The sequence below is a fragment of the Thauera sp. 2A1 genome (assembly GCF_009469595.2).
In the GTDB taxonomy this organism is placed as follows: domain Bacteria; phylum Pseudomonadota; class Gammaproteobacteria; order Burkholderiales; family Rhodocyclaceae; genus Thauera.
The window spans coordinates 26,928-47,920 of the sequence record NZ_SSXV01000017.1; the positions used below are offsets into that span (position 1 = coordinate 26,928).

General features: G+C 66.2%; 12 protein-coding genes. 5 read left to right on the forward strand and 7 right to left on the reverse strand.

Going from position 1 to position 20,993, the window contains the following annotated elements; translation table 11 throughout:
- Nucleotides 1-74: 74 nt before the first annotated feature.
- The 4 genes from dapE to dapC form a co-directional block, all read right to left on the reverse strand.
- On the reverse strand, nt 75-1,214 hold the full coding sequence (dapE, locus tag GH664_RS15175; protein WP_153168928.1) for a succinyl-diaminopimelate desuccinylase: 1,140 nt from the start codon (nt 1,212-1,214) through the stop codon (nt 75-77).
- A gap of 39 nt (nt 1,215-1,253) precedes the next feature.
- Nucleotides 1,254-2,438 carry a PilT/PilU family type 4a pilus ATPase gene (locus tag GH664_RS15180; protein WP_153168929.1) on the reverse strand — a complete coding sequence of 395 codons (1,185 nt, stop codon included), beginning with the start codon at nt 2,436-2,438 and terminating at the stop codon, nt 1,254-1,256.
- A 105-nt stretch (nt 2,439-2,543) separates the two neighbouring features.
- Entirely contained in the window at nt 2,544-3,365 is an 822-nt protein-coding gene (gene dapD, locus GH664_RS15185) for a 2,3,4,5-tetrahydropyridine-2,6-dicarboxylate N-succinyltransferase (protein WP_153168930.1), read from the reverse strand.
- An 11-nt stretch (nt 3,366-3,376) separates the two neighbouring features.
- Nucleotides 3,377-4,576, reverse strand: a complete 1,200-nt coding sequence (gene dapC / locus GH664_RS15190; RefSeq protein ID WP_153168931.1) for a succinyldiaminopimelate transaminase — start codon at nt 4,574-4,576, stop codon at nt 3,377-3,379.
- 101 nt (nt 4,577-4,677) lie between these two features.
- Here dapC and smc point away from each other — a divergent pair, with 101 nt between their 5' ends.
- From smc to galU, 4 genes are read left to right on the forward strand one after another with little or no spacing between them, the layout of a single operon-like run.
- The gene (gene smc / locus GH664_RS15195) at nt 4,678-8,289 is read left to right on the forward strand and encodes a chromosome segregation protein SMC (protein ID WP_153168986.1); all 3,612 of its coding nucleotides are present in this window, start codon (nt 4,678-4,680) and stop codon (nt 8,287-8,289) included.
- 31 nt (nt 8,290-8,320) lie between these two features.
- Complete coding sequence (locus tag GH664_RS15200) at nt 8,321-9,418, forward strand: cell division protein ZipA C-terminal FtsZ-binding domain-containing protein (RefSeq protein WP_153168932.1); 1,098 nt, start codon at nt 8,321-8,323, stop codon at nt 9,416-9,418.
- An 11-nt stretch (nt 9,419-9,429) separates the two neighbouring features.
- Entirely contained in the window at nt 9,430-11,457 is a 2,028-nt protein-coding gene (gene ligA / locus GH664_RS15205) for an NAD-dependent DNA ligase LigA (protein ID WP_228111550.1), read from the forward strand.
- 47 nt (nt 11,458-11,504) lie between these two features.
- Complete coding sequence (galU, locus tag GH664_RS15210; protein WP_153168934.1) at nt 11,505-12,410, forward strand: UTP--glucose-1-phosphate uridylyltransferase GalU; 906 nt, start codon at nt 11,505-11,507, stop codon at nt 12,408-12,410.
- A 151-nt stretch (nt 12,411-12,561) separates the two neighbouring features.
- On the opposite strand, the gene typA is transcribed toward galU, so the two are convergent.
- Nucleotides 12,562-14,379 carry a translational GTPase TypA gene (typA, locus tag GH664_RS15215; RefSeq protein WP_153168935.1) on the reverse strand — a complete coding sequence of 606 codons (1,818 nt, stop codon included), beginning with the start codon at nt 14,377-14,379 and terminating at the stop codon, nt 12,562-12,564.
- A 228-nt stretch (nt 14,380-14,607) separates the two neighbouring features.
- On the opposite strand from typA, the gene GH664_RS15220 reads away from it, so the two are divergent.
- Nucleotides 14,608-15,348: an S-methyl-5'-thioinosine phosphorylase gene (locus GH664_RS15220; protein ID WP_153168936.1), complete on the forward strand. Its 741-nt coding sequence runs from the start codon at nt 14,608-14,610 to the stop codon at nt 15,346-15,348.
- 18 nt (nt 15,349-15,366) lie between these two features.
- Here GH664_RS15220 and GH664_RS15225 read toward each other — a convergent pair whose 3' ends face one another.
- Nucleotides 15,367-15,909, reverse strand: a complete 543-nt coding sequence (locus GH664_RS15225) for a hypothetical protein (RefSeq protein ID WP_153168937.1) — start codon at nt 15,907-15,909, stop codon at nt 15,367-15,369.
- Between the two features lie 10 nt (nt 15,910-15,919).
- Entirely contained in the window at nt 15,920-20,980 is a 5,061-nt protein-coding gene (locus tag GH664_RS15230; RefSeq protein ID WP_194270422.1) for a DUF2235 domain-containing protein, read from the reverse strand.
- Nucleotides 20,981-20,993 lie beyond the last annotated feature (13 nt).

Sequence of the window (20,993 nt, forward strand, 5' to 3'; positions counted from 1 at the left end):
CCCGTGGTGCCGGGCGGTGTCGCAGTCGCCGCGTGCGGATGAAGGCATTGGAGGGGGAAGAAGCAGAGCGCGGCTCAGAGCAGAAGCCGGGCCATCGTCCCCTCATACACCGTGGCGAGCGGTGCGAGCGCATCGATCGCGATGTGCTCGTTGACCTTGTGGATGGAGGCATTGACCGGCCCGAACTCCACCACTTCGTTGCAGATTTCTGCGATGAAGCGGCCATCGGACGTTCCGCCCGTGGTCGAAAGTTCGGTGTCGACCGCCAGGGTTTCACGGATCGCATCGGAGATCGCCGCGACGAGCTTGCCGCGCCCGGTGATGAACGGCTTCCCCGACAACTGCCACTCAATGTCGTAATCCAGCCCGTGCCGATCGAGCACCTCATGGGTGCGCGCCTTGAGATCCTCGGCGGTCGATACCGAGGCAAAGCGAAAGTTGAACATCACCTCGCACGCGCCGGGGATCACGTTGTTCGCACCGGTGCCGGCGTGAATGTTGGAAACCTGCCAAGTGGTGGGCGGGAAGAACTCGTTGCCGTCGTCCCATTTCGTTGCGGCCAGTTCCGCCAGCGCGGGAGCGAACTGATGGATGGGGTTGCGCGCCAGATGGGGATACGCGACATGGCCCTGCAGGCCCTTGACGCGGAGTGTTCCGGACAAGGATCCGCGACGCCCGTTCTTGATCATGTCGCCGAGCGTGGCCACCGAAGTCGGCTCGCCCACGATGCAGTAGTCCAGTCGTTCGCCTCGCGCCGCAAGCGCCTCGACCACCTTCACCGTGCCGTGCGTCGCCACGCCTTCCTCGTCCGAGGTGAGCAGCAGTGCGATGCTCCCCTTGTGTGCGGGGTGCGCAGCAACGAAGCGCTCAATGGCGACGACGAACGCGGCGAGCGACGATTTCATGTCGGCAGCGCCACGTCCGTAAAGAATTCCATCGCGCACGGTCGGCTCGAAAGGTGGCGTCGCCCAGGCCTCGATCGGACCGATGGGCACGACGTCGGTATGACCCGCGAAGCACATCACCGGGTTCGACCGGCCGCGGCGCGCCCACAGGTTGCATACGCCACCAGTGTCGATTCGCTCGCAGGCAAACCCCAGCGGCGCCAGACGCGCGGCGATGACATCGAGGCAGCCGGAATCTTCCGGGGTGACGGAGTGGCGCGCGATCAGCTCGCAAGCCAGGGAAAACGTAGGAGTGTCGGCAGCGGACATTGTCGTTGCAGGAGTATGGAAGGACGGGAGCCGGAGCGCTCAGCGCGCGGCATCCTTGTCCAGGGTGAGCGTCAGTTCGGCGAAGGAGGGCCCGCTATCATCGTGGCCAGCAAAACTGATCAAGGAGCTGTTCGTCGCTGGATCGAGCTTGTGGCCTTCGTCGTCGAACCGGGCGTTGTTGATGAGCCATTCGAGGTTGGTGGGCGAATCGGCGTTGGCCAGCGCTTCTTCCAGCGAAATCACCTTCTCGTGGTAGAGACGGAACAGATCCTGCTCGAAGGTCTGCGAGCCGGGCGCCAGGCTCTGCTCCATCGCCTCCTTGATCTCGTTGATGCTGCCGTGCTCGATCAGCTCGGCGATGTGGCGGGTGTTGAGCATGATCTCGACCGCGGGTGCGCGCTTGCTGTCCGGCTTGCGCACAAGGCGCTGCGACACGATGCAGCGCAGCGCGACCGCCAGATCGAGATAGAGCAGTTGGCGGTTCTCGAGCGGGAAGAAGTTGATGATGCGATTCAGCGCGTGATAGGCGTTGTTGGCATGCAGCGTCGCCAGGCACAGATGCCCGGTCTGCGAATAGGCCAGCGCGGCCTGCATCGTCTCGCGGTCGCGGATCTCACCGATCAGGATGCAATCCGGCGCCTGGCGCATCGCATTGCGCAGGGCCTCCTCCCAGCTCAGCGTATCGATGCCGACTTCGCGTTGATTGACGACCGATTTGCGGTGCTGGAAGAGGTATTCGATCGGATCCTCGACCGTCAGGATGTGCCCCGAGCGGCTCCGGTTGCGGTGATCCAGCATTGATGCGAGCGTCGTCGACTTGCCGGAGCCCGTCGCGCCGACCACCAGGATCAGACCACGCTTTTCAAGGACCAGCTCGGACAGGATGCGGGGGAGGCCGAGCTGCTCGATGGTCGGGATCTCGCACTGGATGAAGCGCACCACGACGGCCATCGAGTTGCGCTGCCAGAAGACATTGACACGGAAATTGCCGAGATCGCGCCGGCCGAACGACAGGTTGAGCTCACGCTCGCGCTGGAAGCGCTCCATCTGCTCCGGTGTGACCGCCTCCGCAACCATGCGCTGGACCATCCCTGGGTCCATGACCTTCTGGTTGATCGGCATCGTGTGCCCCTGGATCTTGATATGGATCGGGGCGCCGCCGGTGACGAAAAGATCGGAGGCCTGCTTGTCGGCCATGAGCTGGAACAGGCTGTCGAAGATCATTCGAGGCAGACTCCTTGACCGTGGGCGAGGTAGCCGGAACAAGCGAGGCGTACGAGACGGCCGCCGCTCGAGACGAGGCCCCGACCGTCTTGCTGCATGGAGAGATCAGGCGCCGCGCAGCAACTCGTTGATGCCTGTCTTCGCGCGCGTCTGCGCATCCACCCGCTTCACGATCACCGCGCAATACAGGCTGTACTTGCCGTCGGCCGACGGCAGGCTGCCCGGCACCACCACCGCGCCGGCCGGCACGCGGCCGTAGGTCACTTCGCCGGTCTCGCGGTCGTAGATCTTGGTGCTCATGCCGATATAGACGCCCATCGACAGCACGGCGTTCTCTTCGATGATCACGCCCTCGACCACTTCCGAGCGGGCGCCGACGAAAACGTTGTCCTCGATGATCACCGGACCGGCCTGCACCGGCTCGAGCACGCCGCCGATGCCGACGCCACCGGACAGATGCACGTTCTTGCCGATCTGCGCGCAGGAGCCGACGGTCGCCCAGGTGTCGACCATCGTGCCTTCATCCACATAGGCGCCGATATTCACGTACGAAGGCATCAGCACCACGTTCCTGCCGATGAAACTGCCCTTGCGTGCCGTGGCGGGCGGTACGACGCGGAAGCCGCCGGCGCGGAACTGCTCAGGCGTGTAGTCGCCAAACTTGGTCGCGACCTTGTCGTAGAAGTTGAGGCCGCCGGCCTGCACCACCTCGTTGTCGCGCAGGCGGAAGGAGATCAGCACCGCCTTCTTGATCCATTGGTTCACCACCCACTGGCCGTCCTTCTTCTCGGCCACGCGCAACGTGCCCGCATCCAGGCCGGCGATGACCTGTTCCACTGCATCCCGGATTTCGGCCGGGGCGGACGTGGGCGACAGGCTGGCGCGATTTTCGAAGGCGTCGTCGATGATGCTTTGCAGAGCGTGCATGAAAGGGTCTCTCAGAGTTTTTGACAGAAAGCGATGAGGCGCTCGGTCGCTTCCACGCATTCGTGCGTGTCGGCCACCAGCGCGATGCGGATGAAGCCGGCGCCAGGGTTGATGCCTTGCGCTTCGCGGGCGAGGTAACTCCCCGGCAGGACCGTCACATTATATTCAGCCAGCAGTCGGCGGGCGAACTCGGTGTCCGTCAATCCCTGCGGCACGCCGGCCCACAGGTAGAAGCCCGCATCCGGCACGTCGGTGGCCAGCCACGGCTGGAGCATGGGCGTGATGCGCGCGAACTTCTCGCGATAGAGGCGGCGGTTCTCGGCGACGTGCTCTTCGTCATTCCAGGCAGCGACGGAAGCGGCCTGCACCGCCGGATTCATGGCGCAGCCGTGATAGGTGCGGTAGCGCAGGAAGTCGGCGAGGATCTTCGCGTCTCCCGCGACGAAGCCCGAGCGCATGCCCGGAACGTTCGAGCGCTTGGACAGGCTGGAAAGCATCACGACATTGCGATAATCGGTGCGGCCCAGGCGCCACGCCGCCTCCAGGCCGCCGATGGGCCTGGCGTCGTCGTCGAAGTAGATCTCCGAGTAACACTCGTCGGCGGCGATCACGAAGCCGTAGCGGTCGGACAGCTCGAACAGGCGCTTCCATTCCGCCAGGCTCAGCACACGGCCGGTGGGGTTGCCCGGCGAGCACACGTAGATCAGTTGAACGTCGCGCCAGGTCGCCTCGTCGATCGCGTCGAAGTCGTAGGCGAATCCGTCGCCCGGCAGGGTATTCAGGAAGACCGGCTCGGCGCCGGCCAGCAGTGCCGCGCCCTCGTAGATCTGGTAGAACGGATTGGGGCTCAGCACCTTGGCGCCGGGACGGCTGCCATCGACCACGCATTGGGCGAACGCGAACAGGGCCTCGCGCGAGCCATTCACCGGGATCACCTGGGTCGCCGGATCGACCGCGGGCAGGCCGTAGCGGCGCTGCAGCCAGTGGGCGATGGCGCTGCGCAGCGCATCGCTGCCGAGTGTGGTGGGATAGGTGGACAGGCCGCCGAGATTGTCGGCCAGCGTCTGGCGGATGAAGCCGGGCGTCGGATGCTGCGGCTCGCCGATCGACAGGCGGATCGGCTTGTGGGCGGCCGACGGCGTGACGCCGTCGAACAGGGCGCGCAGCTTCTCGAACGGGTAGGGCTGGAGGCGGTCGAGGTCAGGATTCACTTTGGAACAATTTCCGCCCGCTGGCATGGACGGGCTCGGCAGTGGTGAAGGCGGACGATGTTATCATGGCGCGCCCCGCCGGCGACCGATGCGCCTGCGGCATGTCCCTTGCCCTGCAGAACGCCCCGTTCCTCCCAGAAGTGCGCCTTTCCAAGCTCAAACTCGCCGGTTTCAAGACTTTCGTCGACCCGACGACCGTGCTGACGCCGGGCAACCTGGTCGGCGTGGTGGGGCCGAACGGTTGCGGCAAGTCGAACATCATCGACGCGGTGCGCTGGGTGCTGGGCGAAACGCGTGCGTCGGCGCTGCGCGGCGAATCGATGCAGGACGTGATCTTCAACGGCTCGACGACGCGCAAACCGGTGTCTCGCGCCAGTGTCGAGCTGGTGTTCGACAACCACGAGGGGCGCGCGGCCGGCCAGTGGTCGCGCTACGCCGAGATCTCGGTCAAGCGCGTACTCGATCGCAGCGGCGAATCCACTTATTACATCAACAACGTCCATGTCCGGCGCAAGGACGTCATCGATCTCTTCCTCGGCACCGGGCTGGGGCCACGCGCCTACGCGATCATCGAGCAGGGCATGATCTCGCGCATCATCGAGGCGCGCCCGGAGGAGATCCGCGGCTTCCTGGAGGAAGCCGCGGGCGTCACCAAATACCGGGAGCGGCGCAAGGAGACCGAAGGTCGGCTTGCCGACGCACGCGACAACCTCGCTCGCCTGGACGACATCCGCATGGAGCTGGGCGAACGCATCGGCCACCTCGAGGCACAGGCGGAGGTCGCAGCGCGCTACCACGCGCTCAATGCTGCGCACGTGCAGAAGCAGCAACTGCTCTGGCTGCTCAAGCGCAATGAGGCGCGGGCGGAGCACGACAGGCTGGCAGACGAACTCAACCGCAACACTTCCCGCATCGAGGCCGACAACGCCCGGGTGCAGGAGCTGGAGTCGGCAGTCGAACTCGCGCGCGAAGCGCACTTCGCTGCGTCCGAAGCGGTGCATGTCGCCCAGAGCGGCCTTTTTTCAGCGAGTGCCGAGGTCACCCGGCTCGAAACCGAGCTGCAGCACCTGGGCGAGGCGCGCAAGCGGCTCGAGGCACGGCTCATGCAGCTCGAGGTCGATCGGGCGCACTGGACGACGCGGCGCGACGCGCTCGCAGCCGAGCGCGAGCGGTGGAGCGAGCTTGCCGGGAACTCGGCGATGCGGGTCGAACAGGCCGAAGCACGCCACGAGGAAATCGCCGGCCGCCTGCCGGACGCGGAAGCGGATCACCATGCGGCCGAGGCGGGCATGAGCACCGCGCGGCGGGAGCTTGCGCAGACCGAGCAACACCTGCGGGTCGAGGAGGCCAACCGTGCCAGTGCGCTACGTGCGCTCGACGCGCTGCAGCAGCGTCGCGGCAGGCTGGATGCCGAGCGTGGCAACATCGTCGGACCCGACGCGCACGCAATCATCGAGCGCGAGGCGCGCCTCGAAGCCCTGCAGGAGATGCTGGAATCCCGTCAGCAGGAACTCGCCCATCTGCAGGGCCGCCTTCCCGGTGCGCAGGCGGCGCTGAAATCCGCCGTGGAGCGCGAACGGGCCACCCAGCAACGCCTCACCGAACTGCGCGCGCGACGAGAAGCGCTGGTTCAACTGCAGGCGCGCGTGCAGTCCCAGGGCAAGCTCGGCGACTGGCTCAAGCGCCACGGTTTCGACACGCTGCCTCCGCTGTGGCGCAGCCTGAGGGTGGAGCAGGGCTGGGAGACCGGCGTGCAGGCCGTGCTGCGCGAGCGCCTCGCCGCACTGGTGACGCCTGACGCAGGCCGTGCGCAGGCGGTGGCGAGCAGCGTGATCGACGAGGCGCCGCCGGAGTCCCTTGCGGTGGCGCTGCCACGAGAAGCTCGTGTGGCATCTGGCGATGCGGCTGCCCCGGTCGGGAGCCTGGCGCTCGGCGTGCCCGTCTTGCCTCATCGCCCGCTCCTAGACCATGTGTCGGTCACCGATCCGGCGCTGCAGTTTCTCATCGGTGAATTTCTCCACGGCGTATACGCGGTGGACCGCATCGAGGACTGGCTGCCGCAGCATGCAAGCCTGCCGGCCGGCGTGCTGCTGGCAGGGCCTCGCGGCCAGCTCCTCACACGCGACGCCCTGACCCATCTCGCACCGGACAACCGCACCCATGGCGTCATGGAACGCGAGCGCGAGATCGACGCGCTGAGCTCGCAGCAGCAGGCGCTGGAGGACGAGGCCGCCGAGACGCGCGAGGCCTTGCTGGCGGCCGAAGGCGAGGCGGCGTCGATGCAGGACGGCGTCAATACCCTGCGCCGCGAGATCCAGTCCGCGCAGGGGCAGGTACACGCCGAACAGGTCGAGCTGCTCAAGCTCACGCAGGCACGCAGTCGTGCGGAGGAGCGCCACACGCAGTTGCAGCGCGACCTCGATGACCTGATCCACCTCGAGGAAACCGAGCGCGAGCATCTTGCCCGCGCCGAGCTCGAGCATGCGCGCGCCGATGAACTCGCGATGCTTCAGCGCGAGCGCCTGGATGCCGCCTCGGAGGTGCTGCGCGAGCGCGAACAGCAGGTTCGGGAATTGCGCGTCCACGAACAGGCCGCGGCGCGCGACCTGCAGGAGGCGCGCTTCTCCGCGCGCGAATGCGCCGCCAAGCTCGAGGACATCGACCGTAACCTGCAGCTTGCCGTCGAGCAGATCGAGCGCATCGCGAGCGAGCACGCAGCGCGCCTGGACGAGCTCGCGGCGACCGACGACGGCCGCAGCCGGCAGGCCCTGCAGACAGCGCTCGAGCTGCGCACCGGACGCGAATCGGCCCTTGCCGCCCAGCGTGACGGGCTGGAACAAGCCGCGGCAACCCTGCGCCAGACCGAGGAGATGCGCCTGCGCACCGAGCAGGAGGCGGCGCCGATCCGTCAGCGCGTTGCCGAACTACGGCTGGCGGTGCAGGCAGCGCAGCTTGCCACCGGCCAGTTCGACGAGCGGCTGGCGGAGGCACAGGCCGACGAGTCCGCCCTCGCGCCGCTGCTCACGCCCGAGCTGAAGGAGACCAGCCTGCAGCGGGAAGTGGCGCGCCTCGCCCGCGAGATCGCGGAGCTGGGGGCCGTGAACCTGGCGGCGCTGGACGAGCTCCGCACGGCGGCCGAGCGCAAGTCCTACCTCGACGCACAGACGGACGACCTGCTGCAGGCGATCGACACGCTCGAGGATGCGATCCGACGGATCGATCGCGAGACGCGCGAGCAACTGCAGGAAACCTACAATACGGTCAATCGGCAGTTCGGCACGCTGTTTCCGCAGCTTTTCGGCGGCGGCCGCGCCGAGCTGGTACTGACTGGCGACGAGATTCTCGATGCGGGCATCCAGATCGTCGCCCAGCCGCCGGGGAAGAAGAACAGCTCCATTCAGCTCCTTTCAGGCGGGGAGAAGGCATTGACCGCGATTGCGCTGGTGTTTTCAATGTTCCAGCTCAATCCGGCGCCATTCTGCATGCTTGACGAGGTGGATGCGCCACTGGACGATACGAACACCGAACGCTACGCGAACATGGTCAAGCGCATGTCATCGCAGACGCAATTCATCTTCATCAGCCACAGCAAGATCACGATGGAGTTCGCGCAGCAGCTCGTTGGCGTCACCATGCAGGAGCAGGGTGTGTCCCGGGTTGTGGAAGTGGACATCGAAGAAGCGTTGCGCCTGGCCGAGCCGGCAGCAGCGTAAAAGAACTCAAGGCCTCGATTCGGAACAGCTCATGGATAGCGAACTACAGATTGCATTGGCCGGCGCGGGGGTTGCGGCGGTCGTGCTCATCGTCGGCTACAACAAATGGCAGGAGCGCAAGCACCGCCGGCGTGCCGAAGAGGCCTTCAAGTCCGAACACCGCGACGTGCTGCTCGAGCCGCGTGCCGCGGGCGCCGACACTGAGCGAACGGAACCGAGCTTCGACACGCCGCCGGTCAGTGTCGCCGATGAGCCGCGCCGCGTCCGTGAGGCGCCGGTCAAGCGCGTCGCGCCACAGCCGCCGGAATTGCTCAGTGCCCAGAGCGACTGCATCATCCAGCTCGAAGCGATCGAGCCGCTCGATGTCCAGCGCATCTGGTCGGCGCAGCGCGAGCAGCTCAGCGGCCTGAACAAGGCGGTGCGCTGGTTCGGATTCGATGACACCGAGAACCTGTGGCGTCCGCTGGGCGATCACAGCGCCGGCAAGTGCCACTGGTTCTGTGCGGCGATGCAACTGGTCGATCGTCGCGGCCCGATCGGCGAGGTGGACTTCATGCGCTTCTCCGGCGGCATGCAGCGCATTGCCGACCAGTTCATGGCGTTGCCTGCCGGCCTGCCGGCGCGCGCGGAGGTGCTTCGCGCTGCCACCGAACTCGACCGTTTCTGTGCCGATGTCGATGTGCAGATCGGCGTCAATGTGGTGGCCGCCAGCGCCCCGTTCGCGGGCGACCGAATCGAGTCCGTCGCCACACAGCAAGGTCTCCGCATCGCGAGTGACGGCACTTTCCACGCGCAGGATGGACAGGGCGAAACGCTGTTCACCCTCGGCAACCTCGAGCCGGGGCTCTTCGCGTCGGGCGGGATGAGCGGCGTGGTGACCAAGGGGCTGACACTCGTCATCGACGTTCCGCGCGTGGCCAACGGGCCCGAGGCCTTCGACCGCATGATGAGAACCGCGAGCGGGATCGCTGCGGGCCTGTCTGGCGTCGTCGTCGACGATAATCGCGCGCCCTTCGGCGCCGAGGCCGCCAGCATGATCCGCACGCAGATCGCGCAATTCCAGGAGCGCATGGCGAGCTACGGGATCCCCGCCGGCGGAGATCTGGCCAAGCGACTGTTCGCCGTCTGATGGACGAGCCGATGGACGCAGTGGCGCGGGCCGCTGCGCTGCGCGCAGAGATCGCGCGGCATGACCATGCTTATTACGTGCTCGACGCGCCCACGGTGCCTGACGCCGAGTACGACCGCTTGTTCCGTGAACTCCAGGCGTTGGAAACCGCGCATCCCGAGTTGCGTACCGCCGATTCGCCGACGCAACGGGTCGGTGGCAGGCCATTGTCGCAGTTCGCGCCGGTACGCCACCGTGTTCCGATGCTGTCGATCCGCACCGAGACCGACACCGAAGCGAGCGGCGCCGACGCTTTCGATGCCCGCGTGCGGCGCGAGCTCGGTCTTGCCGACGCCGATGCACGAGTCGAATACGCGGCCGAACTCAAGTTCGACGGGCTGGCGATCAACCTGCGCTATGAGGACGGCGTGCTCGTCCAGGCGGCCACGCGGGGCGATGGGGAAACCGGCGAAGACGTCACGCAGAACATCCGCACCGTGCGGGCGATTCCGCTGCGACTGAAAGGCACGGCACCCGCGGTGCTGGAGGTGCGCGGCGAAGTCTACATGCGCCGTGACGACTTCGAGCAGCTCAACGCGCGCCAGCTCGCGGCCGGCGAAAAAACGTTCGTCAATCCGCGCAACGCGGCCGCCGGCAGCATCCGGCAGCTCGATCCCGCAGTCGCGGCGAAGCGACCGCTGTCCTTCTTCGCCTACGGCCTGGGCGAGACGATCGGCTGGCCGGTGCCGGCCACCCACGCCGAAGTGCTCGACGCGCTTCAGGCGCATGGTTTTCCGGTGTGCGAACACCGCGCAGTGTTGAGCGGCGCAGCCGGCCTGGCCGACTTTCACGCGCGTATCGCTGCGTTGCGCGATGCGCTGCCCTTCGACATCGACGGCGTCGTGTACAAGGTCAATTCGCTCGCGCTGCAGCAGCAACTGGGTTTCGTCACGCGCGAGCCGCGCTGGGCGGTCGCGCACAAATACCCGGCGCAGGAGGCGGTCACGCTGCTGCGCGACATCGAAGTCCAGGTCGGCCGCACTGGCGCCCTCACGCCGGTCGCCAGGCTGGAGCCAGTCTTTGTCGGCGGCGTCACCGTCACCAACGCGACGCTGCACAACCAGGACGAGATCGATCGCAAGGACGTGCGCATCGGCGACTGGGTGATCGTGCGGCGTGCCGGCGACGTCATTCCGGAAGTTGTGGCACCGGTGCCGGAGCGGCGTGCCGGAGAGCTTCCCCGCTTCGACCTGCTTGCGCGTTTTCCGCGCTGCCCTGTGTGCGGCTCGCACGTGGTGCGCGGCATGGACGAGGCGGTCGCACGCTGCACAGGCGGCCTGTTCTGCCCGGCGCAACGCAAGCAGGCGTTGCTGCATTTTGCCGGCCGCCGCGCGATGGACATCGACGGCCTGGGCGAAAAGCTCGTCGATCAGCTCGTCGATGCCGCCATCGTCAAGACGCCGGTCGACATCTATCGCCTCGGCATCCTGGCGCTGGCGAACCTCGAGCGCATGGGAGAGAAGTCGGCGCAGAACCTGCTCGCCGCCATCGAGAAGAGCCGCCATACGACGCTGGCCCGCTTCATCTTCGCGCTCGGCATCCGCAACGTCGGCGAGGCGACCGCGCGCGACCTGGCACGCCATTTCGGCAAGCTGGATGCGCTGCTCGCCGCGGACGAGGCGGCATTGCAGCAGGTGCCCGACGTCGGCCCGATTGTGGCGAAATCCATCGTGGAGTTTCTGGGCGAGCCGCACAATCGCGAAGTCATCGAGCAGTTGCGCGCCGCAGGCGTGAGCTGGCAAGAAGGCGAGCCCAAGGATGCCGTCAGCGGACGCCTCGCCGGCAGGACGCTGGTGCTGACCGGAACGCTGCCGACGCTCAGCCGTGAAGAAGCCAAGGCGATGATCGAAGGGCAGGGCGGCAAGGTCGCCGGCTCGGTATCGAAGAAGACCGATTACGTGGTGGCCGGCGAAGAGGCCGGCTCCAAGCTCGCGAAGGCGCAGGAACTGGGCATCACGATACTCGACGAGCCAGGCCTGATGGCCTTGCTCGGCAACTAGTCAGAATCATTGCTGCACGAACCAGCAACAACCCGGAGTGGAACAACATGAAGAAAGTCACCAAGGCCGTCTTCCCCGTCGCCGGCATGGGCACGCGCTTCCTGCCTGCCACCAAGGCAAGCCCGAAGGAAATGCTGCCCATCGTGGACAAGCCGCTGATCCAGTACGCAGTGGAAGAGGCGGTGGCCGCAGGGATCACCGACATGATCTTCATCACCGGCCGCACCAAGCGCTCGATCGAAGACCATTTCGACAAGGCTTACGAACTCGAGACCGAACTCGAGGCCCGCGGCAAGAAGGAACTGCTCGAGATGGTGCGCAAGACGGTGCCGAAGGGCGTGAACTGCATCTACACGCGCCAGTCTGAAGCGCTCGGCCTCGGGCATGCGGTGATGTGCGCGGAACACATCGTGGGCGACGAGCCGTTTGCGGTCATCCTCGCCGATGACCTGCTCGACAACCCGACCGGTCTGTCGGTGATGAAGCAGATGGTCGACGTCTATAACTACAACCGCTGCTCGGTGCTCGGCACGATGAACGTGCCGCGCCAGGAGACGCGCCAGTACGGCATCGTCAGCACCGATGCCCAGAGCGGCAACGTGCAGCGCGTCACCGGCATCGTCGAGAAGCCGAAGCCCGAGGAGGCGCCCACCACCCAGGCCGTCGTTGGCCGTTACATCCTGACGCCGCGCATCTTCGAGCACCTTCACTCCATCAAGCCTGGCGCCGGCGGCGAGATCCAGCTCACCGACGCGATCGCCTCGCTGCTCAAGGAAGAGGCGGTGCTGTCCTACCAGTTCGACGGCGTGCGCTACGACTGCGGCTCCAAGCTCGGCTATCTCAAGGCGACGGTCGAACTCGGCCTGCGCCACCCGGAGACCGGCGCGGCCTTCGCGGCCTACCTGGCGGATCGCGCCAGCGCCGAAGCAGCCAGCAAGAAGAAGGAAAAGTGAGTCCGTGCGGTCCGCGTCAAGCGGACCCGTCGCGCAGGGCATGAAAATGGCGTCGGTCGTTCCGACGCCATTTTCTTTCAGCCACACATGAAAAAGGCCCTGCCGCTTCCGCTCGGCAGGGCCTTGAGCCTCTTCAGTCGGTGCTATCGCCTCAAGCGGCGTCGGCCTTCGCCGCGCGCTTGCGGTCAGTCTCCTTCAGGTGGCGCTTGCGCAGGCGGATGTTCTTCGGCGTGATCTCGACCAGCTCGTCATCGGCGATGAACTCGATGGCGGACTCGAGCGTGAGCTGAATCGGCGGGATAAGGCGCACGGCTTCGTCGGTACCGGAGGCACGCACGTTGGTGAGCTGCTTGCCCTTGATCGGGTTCACCACGAGGTCGTTGTCGCGCGTATGGATGCCGATGATCATGCCTTCATACAGTGCATCCCCCGGGCTGACGAACATGCGGCCGCGGTCCTGAAGGTTCCACAGCGCGTAGGCCACGGCGTCACCGTCGTTCTGCGAGATCAGGACCCCGTTGCGGCGCTCGGCCATCAAGCCGGCCATCGGGCTGTAATCGTCGAACACATGGCTGGCGAGGCCGGTGCCACGCGTCATGGTCAGGAACTCGCCCTGGAATCCGATCAGGCCACGCGCCGGGATGCGGTATTCGAGACGTACGCGGCCCTTGCCGTCGGGCTGCATGTCCTGCAGCTCGCCGCGGCGGCGGCCGAGCTCTTCCATCACGCTGCCCTGGTGGTCTTCCTCGACGTCGACGGTGAGCATTTCGTACGGCTCGCACTTCACGCCGTCGATCTCCTTGAACACCACGCGCGGACGGCCCACTGCCAGCTCGAAGCCTTCGCGGCGCATGTTCTCGAGCAGGATGGTGAGGTGCAGTTCGCCGCGGCCCGAGACCTCGAACACATCGGAGTCGCCGGTGTAGTTCACGCGCAACGCCACGTTCTTCAGCAGTTCCTTTTCAAGGCGCTCGCGGATCTGGCGGCTGGTGACGAACTTGCCTTCGCGGCCTGCCAGCGGCGAGGTGTTGACCATGAAGTTCATCGTCAGTGTCGGCTCGTCGACCGCGATCGGCGTCATGCCCTCGAGGCACTCGGGGTCGCACAGCGTGACGCCGATGTTCACCTGCTGGATGCCGGCCACCAGCACGATGTCGCCGGCTTCCGCGAATTCCGACGGTTTGCGCTCCAGTCCCTCGAAGGTAAGGACCTGGCTGACCTTGCCCTTGCCGCGGTTCTCGTCGCCATACATCACGACCAGTTCCTGGTTCGGGCGGATGCGGCCGCGCTTGATGCGGCCGATGCCGAGCTGCCCCATGTACGTCGAGTAGTCGAGCGAGCACACCTGAAGCTGCAGCGGGCCATCGACGTCGACTTCGGGGGCAGGCACGTGCTTGAGGATGGCCTCGAACAGCGGACGCATGTCGGTGCGCTCATCCTCGAGGTTTTCCACCGCGAAGCCGTTCAGGCCCGACGCGTAGATCACCGGGAAGTCGAGCTGTTCGTCGGTGGCGCCGAGCTTGTCGAAGAGATCGAAGGTGTGGTTGATCACCCAGTCCGGACGGGCACCCGGACGGTCGATCTTGTTGATGACGACGATGGGCTTGAGGCCCAGCGCGAGCGCCTTGCGGGTGACGAAGCGCGTCTGCGGCATCGGGCCCTCGACCGCATCGACCAGCAGCAGCACGCTGTCGACCATCGACAGCACGCGCTCGACCTCGCCGCCGAAGTCGGCGTGGCCCGGGGTGTCGACGATGTTGATGTGGGTGTCGCCGTACTGGATGGCGCAGTTCTTCGACAGGATCGTGATGCCACGTTCCTTCTCGATGTCGTTGGAGTCCATGACCCGTTCGGCCACCTGCTGGTTTTCACGGAAGGTGCCGGACTGGCGCAGCAGTTGGTCAACCAGCGTGGTCTTGCCGTGGTCAACGTGGGCGATGATGGCGATGTTGCGGATGGCGCGGGACATGGATGCGGGAAGTCTTTGAAAGGGCGTGGATTTTAACACGCCGCTGTGGCGCCGCAGCATCAATTTTCGGCCGCTGTCGGCGGGCAATCAGGGCAGGGGAGTGGCTGCCTCGCGGCGGCAGACCTGGCGCTCCTCTTGGGCACTGGCTGGCGCGTGCTCCAGAGCACCGCGCGGGCAGCGTGGTACAGCGTGGTAGACTCCCCGCCCTCGTTCATTGGAGCGCATCACATGCTCGCGATCATCGGCGGCAGCGGACTCACTCAGCTTTCCAACATGGAGACGAACCGTCGCGAGGTCGCACGCACGCCCTTCGGCGAGCCTTCCGGCGCCCTGACCTACGGCACCATGTGCGATCAGCCGGTGGTTTTCCTCGCGCGTCATGGTTACGGGCACACGATCCCTCCCCATCTGGTGAACTACCGAGCCAACATCTGGGCGTTGAAGGAAGCAAAGGTCACGGCCATCGTGTCGGTCGCGTCGGTCGGCAGCATCCGTCCGGATTTCCCGCCGGGCACGCTCGTCGTGCCGCACCAGATCATCGATTACACCTGGGGCCGCAAGAGCACCTACTTCGAGGGCGGTGAGGGGCTGGTCAGGCACATCGACTTCACTCATCCCTATGACGAGGCCCTGCGCCAGCGCCTGATCGCCGCCGCGCGCGCGGCGGGCGACAGCGCCTACGATGGTGCCGTGTATGCGGCCACCCAGGGGCCACGCCTGGAAACCGCAGCAGAAATCAACCGCCTGGAGCGCGACGGCGCCGACGTCGTCGGCATGACCGGCATGCCCGAGGCCGCGCTGGCGCGCGAGCTGGAAATCCCCTACGCCGCCATCAACGTCGTCGCCAACTACGCCGCGGGGCGGGTCAGCAGCGAACAGGGCATCCATTTCGGCGACATCGAGATGGTGCTGCAGGAATCGATGCTGCGCGTTCGGCACCTGCTGGAGCATCTGTGCAAGGTGTGCTGAGCCACGCGGCTGGCGATCTCATTTGAACGAGTCGCCGCCGAAGGCTATTTCCTTTGATCCTCCGCGTCCCCCTTCGCTGAATCGTCGCAGCATCCAGTCGAATTTGATGGGCTCTACCCCCGCGGAGAACTCGACCGAGAGTGCGTGAAGCGGCTCGCGCGCCATGCGCAGAATGTCGGCGGGAATCCGGCTGCGGATGCCGGTGATCAGGAAAGGCCCCTTCAACTCCCCGGTGTAGGGCTTCGCCCCGGGTGGCGGCATTTCTCTCCACTGGACCGTCACTGCATCGGGAATGCGGCCGCTTCGACGATCACCGCCGAAGCTGGGGCGCAGCGGGAATTTGGTATCGGGTCGGATGGGACGGGGAGGCTGCCCCAATTGCGAGAACCACCATTTTTCCGGATTCCGCGCATCCTTTACCCGGACCTGCTCCAGTTCCCGGTCGCAGGCATTCCAGGCGCCGATGATGAACTCCTCGTCCGCAATTAGCAGGCTTTCTGCATGGGTGCAGCCGACCAGTAATGAAGTGCTGGACAGGCTCAGGAATTGGCGTCGATTCATTGCGGAGCTCCTATTCGAAACTCAAACCGTAGGTTCGGGCCAGCCAGTCGCGGTAACGACTGATATCCACCAGCCCGGCGCGCTTGCTGGACTGCTGCACGGACGGCACGTTGCCGTCCTGATAAGGATTGGGAAGAGGTGGCTCGTCCTGGTAGGGAAGGATGTACTCGAGGGCTTCAGCATGGTTCATGCCTTCGAAGTCCGAAGACCGTTCCTTGCGCACCTCGTCCGGGTAGTGGACCTTGCGATCGTCGTCGAATCCGTTCAACGGCGGGACGTTCCAAGGTGAGACACGTGACTCGTCGTGAACCACCGGATCGGAGATGGATCGCTGCGCTACTTCCAGCGGCTTCATCCGAACTCCCGCGGCGAGGGCTTGTTGATACATCCAGTTCAGCGCGACGTCGGACAGATCGCTACCATCTTCGACCAGGTAGCCGCCGCCGATGTCCGCATGTGCCCCGACGAACCCGCGCTCCACGACGTTGGCGCCGAGGCCACGGCCCGCGTAGGACGATTCCGCGGATTCCAGCGGGAACAGCGCCCGATGTTCATTCGCGGCCACTGCATGCGCGACATGGCCGATCTCCGACGCGGGTATGCCGAGCGAAATCACGCCGTTGATCTGCTTGCTCAACACGGTGTCGAACAGGCCGAGGAAGCGGATCTGCAGGCCGACGCAGGCTCCCCCGACCAGATCGCGGTAGTAGGACTGGTTCCTGCGTGCGATGACTTCATTGACGAAATCACGCGCGGCGGAGGCGCCGCGGCTGAAGCCGATCACGTCGAGCGTGATCAGCAGCGGAGATTCGGGAGCGAGAGTTGTTCCCCTTTCCCTGACCTCGCTATCGAACTTTGCCTTGACGTAGTCGTCGAGGGTGTTCAGTTGTTCTTCCACTTTCGACTTCAGGGTGTAAGCCAGCGCGCGATCACCCAGTTGATACCATTTCGTTCCGACTCCCTCGACGTAGTAGGGGCGGTCGGAGTTGGCAATCGACGCACTGTCGTTGTCCTGGTAGGCCTCCTTCAGCCAGTAGATGTTCGTCCGGCTGGATTCGTCGTTCCCTGTCCCATCGAATGCGAAGAGGATGAGGCCCAGCGGGTCGGCAAAGCGCAGCGGGTCGCGTGCCGCGTAGGCGTAGGGCTGCGTCAGCGGGTGCGGACCGAGCGGATCGGGCTCCAGGTAATCGCCGCGGCGGGGATCGTAGGTGCGCAGCACGTTGTCGTGCCAGCCGGTTTCGGCGTCGTGATACTGGCCGGGCAGGCGCAGGTTGAGGTTGAAGCCGGGGTCGATGTCCGCGGCAGTCAGGACGCGCGCTTCTCCAAAAACGGAGTGCCGGGCGCGCCAGATCACGCGGCTGCGCTCGTCGGTCAACGCAACCGGCGTGCCGATTTCGTTGGCGTGGATGTAGCGCACCTGCGGCGTGGTTCTGGTGATGAACTCGCGTATGGTGCGCAGGACATCCGTCAGGGCGGTGACCTTGCTCCCCAGGGGCCTGCCGGCGGGGTAGTCGAGGAGGGCGACGGGGACGCCGTGCGCATAGACGTAACGGCGCTTGAGCCGGGGCATGCCGTCCTCATCCAGCGCTTCGCCGGCGAGGCGGTAGGAATTCCACAGGAAGAGCGTGCTGCTCGATCTCGTCGCCGGCACCGCGCGGGGGTCAAACACCGTCTTGCGGATACGGCGGCCAAGCGCGTCATGTTCATAGCGGGCAACAAGGTGGTCTCCGTTCCCGTTCCCGCTGTCTTCCGCCCCCCGACGGACTTCGACCAGTCGCCGGTCGGGGCTGTAGCGAAGACGGAACTCACCCACCCGCTCGGGCAGCCCGCCGGCGTCCCGGTCGATCTTCTGTCGGAAATCGTCGGTCACGCCGTGCAGGCGCCGGCCTATGACTTCGCCCGCCGCGTCGTAGGCTTGGTATTCGGCACCTGCCGCGTCATTGCCCGCCTGCGCGGCGATCAGGCGTGCCTCACGGTCGTAGGCGAAGCCGACGGGAAGGGCGCGACGGCGGTCGAAGCGCTGGGCGATCCTGCCGGCGGCGTCATAGCTGTAGCGCCAGCCATCGATCAGTTCGCCATGGCCCGCACCGAAGTCTGCGGCGGGCGCAAGGCCGGGGATGGATTCACCCGCGTGTGCAGACGCGATCCAGTCTGGCCAGCTCCCAGCGGGTGGTGTCGGCGGCAGGTGATGCGCGAGATCGCGCAGGCGGCCGTCCGCACCGAGGCCGAAGCGAACCTCGACGCCATTGCCGAGACGGTAACCGCCGCGTGCAATCGCATCATCGGGCTGACGCCGAGGCGATTCACTTCGGGCCAGTCGCGCCGCAGCTTGGACGGTGGAAGGGGCCGTGGAGGGGACTGTGGAGGGGACTGGCAAGGGCGAGAGCAGGCGGGTGAGCTGCAGCGCGCCGTCCATCCACGCAATCCCGCGTAACTGGCGTCCCTTGCCCCACTCGTACCTGAGCTCGCCGCCCTCGGGTAGGAAATGCCGGATCACGCGGTCCGCAGCGTCGAAGGCGTAGCTTTCCCGATAGTGCAGGCCGGGATTGCCGGCTCGCATCGGCGGACGGTCGACAATGTGCGTGCGGATACGTCCCGCATCGTCATGAGTGAAGGTTTCGATTTCCGTCGGATGTTCGATCCTTACCAGCCGGGCGCCGGCATGGTGCAAGGTGGTGGTGACGATGTCGCCCTCCGCGGTGCCCTGCACCGTGTGCGCGACGATGCGGCCGGCCGCATCGCGCGACCAGCGCCACACCCTTCCATCGGCGAAGCGCCGCTCGATGATCCGGCCTGCGGCGTCGTGACGGTAGTGCTCCCGCCCGGTCGCATCGGTGCGCATGGCCTGCACGCGTCCGAAATCGTCGAGCCAGCGCTGCAAGCCTGGCCAGTGGCGAGTGGCACCCGGCGTTTCGGATGTCGACTCGGCGTCTTGTGGGACAAGGCCGGCGCGGGAAGATCCAGGGCTCAGGTGCTCGCGCGGCAACCACGCGCCACCGCCGAGATTGGACACCATTGCGCCGAGGCCATTGGAGCCCTCGTAGCCGACATGCTGGATTTCGCCATCGGGCAACTCGATGCGGATCGGCCTGCCCAGTGCATCACGCTCGATGTGCACGACGGCATCCGCACGCTGCCAGCGCACAGGAAAACCACCGTGGTCGAGCAGGAACCGGATGCGCACGCCGTCGACCGGCGTGTGGGCGATCACACGGCCCACCTCGTCGCGCTCGAAATGCTCGACGAGGGCCATGGGATGCGTGACCGACTGGAGCCAGTTGCCGCCGGCGTCGTACTGAAGTCGCGTGATGTCCGAGTCTGCGGGCGAGGCCCCCGGGCCATTGGGCAAGGGGCCGTCGATCTCCGCCAGCAGGCTGCGCCCGTTGACACGGGTGTAACGCAACACGGTGCTGCGCTCGATCGGTCGGCCTGCCGCAACGGTCCTTCCCTGTTCGTCAACGGTTTCGAAACCGGCCTCGTGCATCTGCACCAACTGGCCGTGGGCGTTGTACGTGAGGGAGATGCGGTGCTCCTGGCCCTCGACCACGCTTGGTCGTGCGATGAGCACGGGCCGGCCATCGTCGCCTGCGTATTCGTAGCGCTGCACCAGACGCGGCGCGCGGCGTGAGCCGGCACCGTGATCCAGCGCGGTCACCTGCAGGATGCGGCCCAGCGCGTCGCGCATGAAGGTCAAGGTCTGTCGCGGCTGGCCGCTCGCGGCATCGAGCATGGTGGTTTGCATGAGCCGTCCGAGCGCGTCGTAGCCATACCGCCGATTGGCAAGCGGGCAGCCGCTGCAGCCGGCACCACGGGATTCGAGCAGGCGATAGCCGCCGCCGACCAGCCCGATGCGATAGGTCGTCGTCGCCCCATTGTCGTCGGTCAGCTGAACCGTCCCGGCCGCGCCGGGCCGAGGGGCGGACTGGAAGGTCAGACGGATGCCGCGACCGGAACCACGCGGACTCGCGGTACCCGTGCGGATCGGACCCGTCGCCGAGAGAACGGCCCGCCCGTCCTCGTCGTACGCATAGGTCGACAGCCGTGTCGTCACGCGCTGGCCACCGACCTCGGGTGCGTCCAGACTGATGCCCGTCAGCAGCGTCGGATGCCGGAGATCCTCGTGGTGGTAGAGGCGCACCGCGGAAGACTCGTCCGGCCCCGGCCCAATCACGGCCACGAGCAGGCTTCGCCGCGCCCGGCGCGTCACAGCGTCTTCGTCGGCAGGACTGGCGGCTGGCGCATCGACACCGTAGCGGTAGCGGAAGCTACCGACCGGCGAAGCGATGCGCGCCACCATCGGCAGAGGAGTCGCGGCCTCCCCTGCAGTGCGCTCGTGATAGTGCAGGTCGAGCGCGCGCCCCTGGGGATCGATGACCCTGCGCAGGCTGCCGCGGGTGTCGTACAGCAGGCTCACGAACTCGCCGGTCGGGGCGAGGATCCGGGTCAGGCGGCCCTTGCCGTCGAAATCCAGGATGCGTCCAGCCCCTTCGCCGTGAGTCCAGCGCCAGCGGTACGTCTCGCCACGCGCTGATTGGCGGCGCTCCACGAGGCCCCTGGCAGGGTCGGCCGCGAGGCAGGTCGCGGGCGCGCCGCCCTTGCAGGTAAAAGTCGTCCGGTTGCCATCGGCCTGGACAATGCGGATTGCATCCCGATCCGCACGCAGGGTCGTCTCGTAGCTCAGGCGCCAGCCACGTCCGAGCAGGCCCTCGCGGCTGCGGACCGTGCTCGAGGCGCTGTTGTAGTGACGCACGATCTCCAGCCCGAGGACGCCGGGCAGGGCAGCGAGGTCCACTTCGCGCTGATACTTGTTGCCGTTGGTGATGTTGATCGGATTGCCGGCGCCAACATCGACGCCGCCGTTGCCGACGTCCGACTGGCTGGCAGGCCCGCCGCCGCCACAGGTTGCCCCGCTCGGAGCGGGCAGGCACATCGTCCCCCCGACAGCAGGATTCTCCACCCCGGCAATGAATGAAGCTTGCCCGCTGGCGGTCGAGGTCTCGCCAACGCCGAACGCTGGCATGACGGCGATGCCAAGCAATAGCAGCGCGAGCCGGCCGAGCAGGCCGGACATTGACCTTGCGCTG

Coding starts and splice junctions, on each gene's coding strand:
- GH664_RS15225 (WP_153168937.1), bottom strand. CDS start 15,909: ATGAATCGACGCCAATTCCTGAGCCTGTCCAGCACTTCATTACTGGTC.
- galU (WP_153168934.1), top strand. CDS start 11,505: ATGAAGAAAGTCACCAAGGCCGTCTTCCCCGTCGCCGGCATGGGCACG.
- GH664_RS15180 (WP_153168929.1), bottom strand. CDS start 2,438: ATGATCTTCGACAGCCTGTTCCAGCTCATGGCCGACAAGCAGGCCTCC.
- typA (WP_153168935.1), bottom strand. CDS start 14,379: ATGTCCCGCGCCATCCGCAACATCGCCATCATCGCCCACGTTGACCAC.
- GH664_RS15220 (WP_153168936.1), top strand. CDS start 14,608: ATGCTCGCGATCATCGGCGGCAGCGGACTCACTCAGCTTTCCAACATG.
- smc (WP_153168986.1), top strand. CDS start 4,678: ATGTCCCTTGCCCTGCAGAACGCCCCGTTCCTCCCAGAAGTGCGCCTT.
- ligA (WP_228111550.1), top strand. CDS start 9,430: ATGGACGCAGTGGCGCGGGCCGCTGCGCTGCGCGCAGAGATCGCGCGG.
- GH664_RS15230 (WP_194270422.1), bottom strand. CDS start 20,980: ATGTCCGGCCTGCTCGGCCGGCTCGCGCTGCTATTGCTTGGCATCGCC.
- dapE (WP_153168928.1), bottom strand. CDS start 1,214: ATGTCCGCTGCCGACACTCCTACGTTTTCCCTGGCTTGCGAGCTGATC.
- dapD (WP_153168930.1), bottom strand. CDS start 3,365: ATGCACGCTCTGCAAAGCATCATCGACGACGCCTTCGAAAATCGCGCC.
- GH664_RS15200 (WP_153168932.1), top strand. CDS start 8,321: ATGGATAGCGAACTACAGATTGCATTGGCCGGCGCGGGGGTTGCGGCG.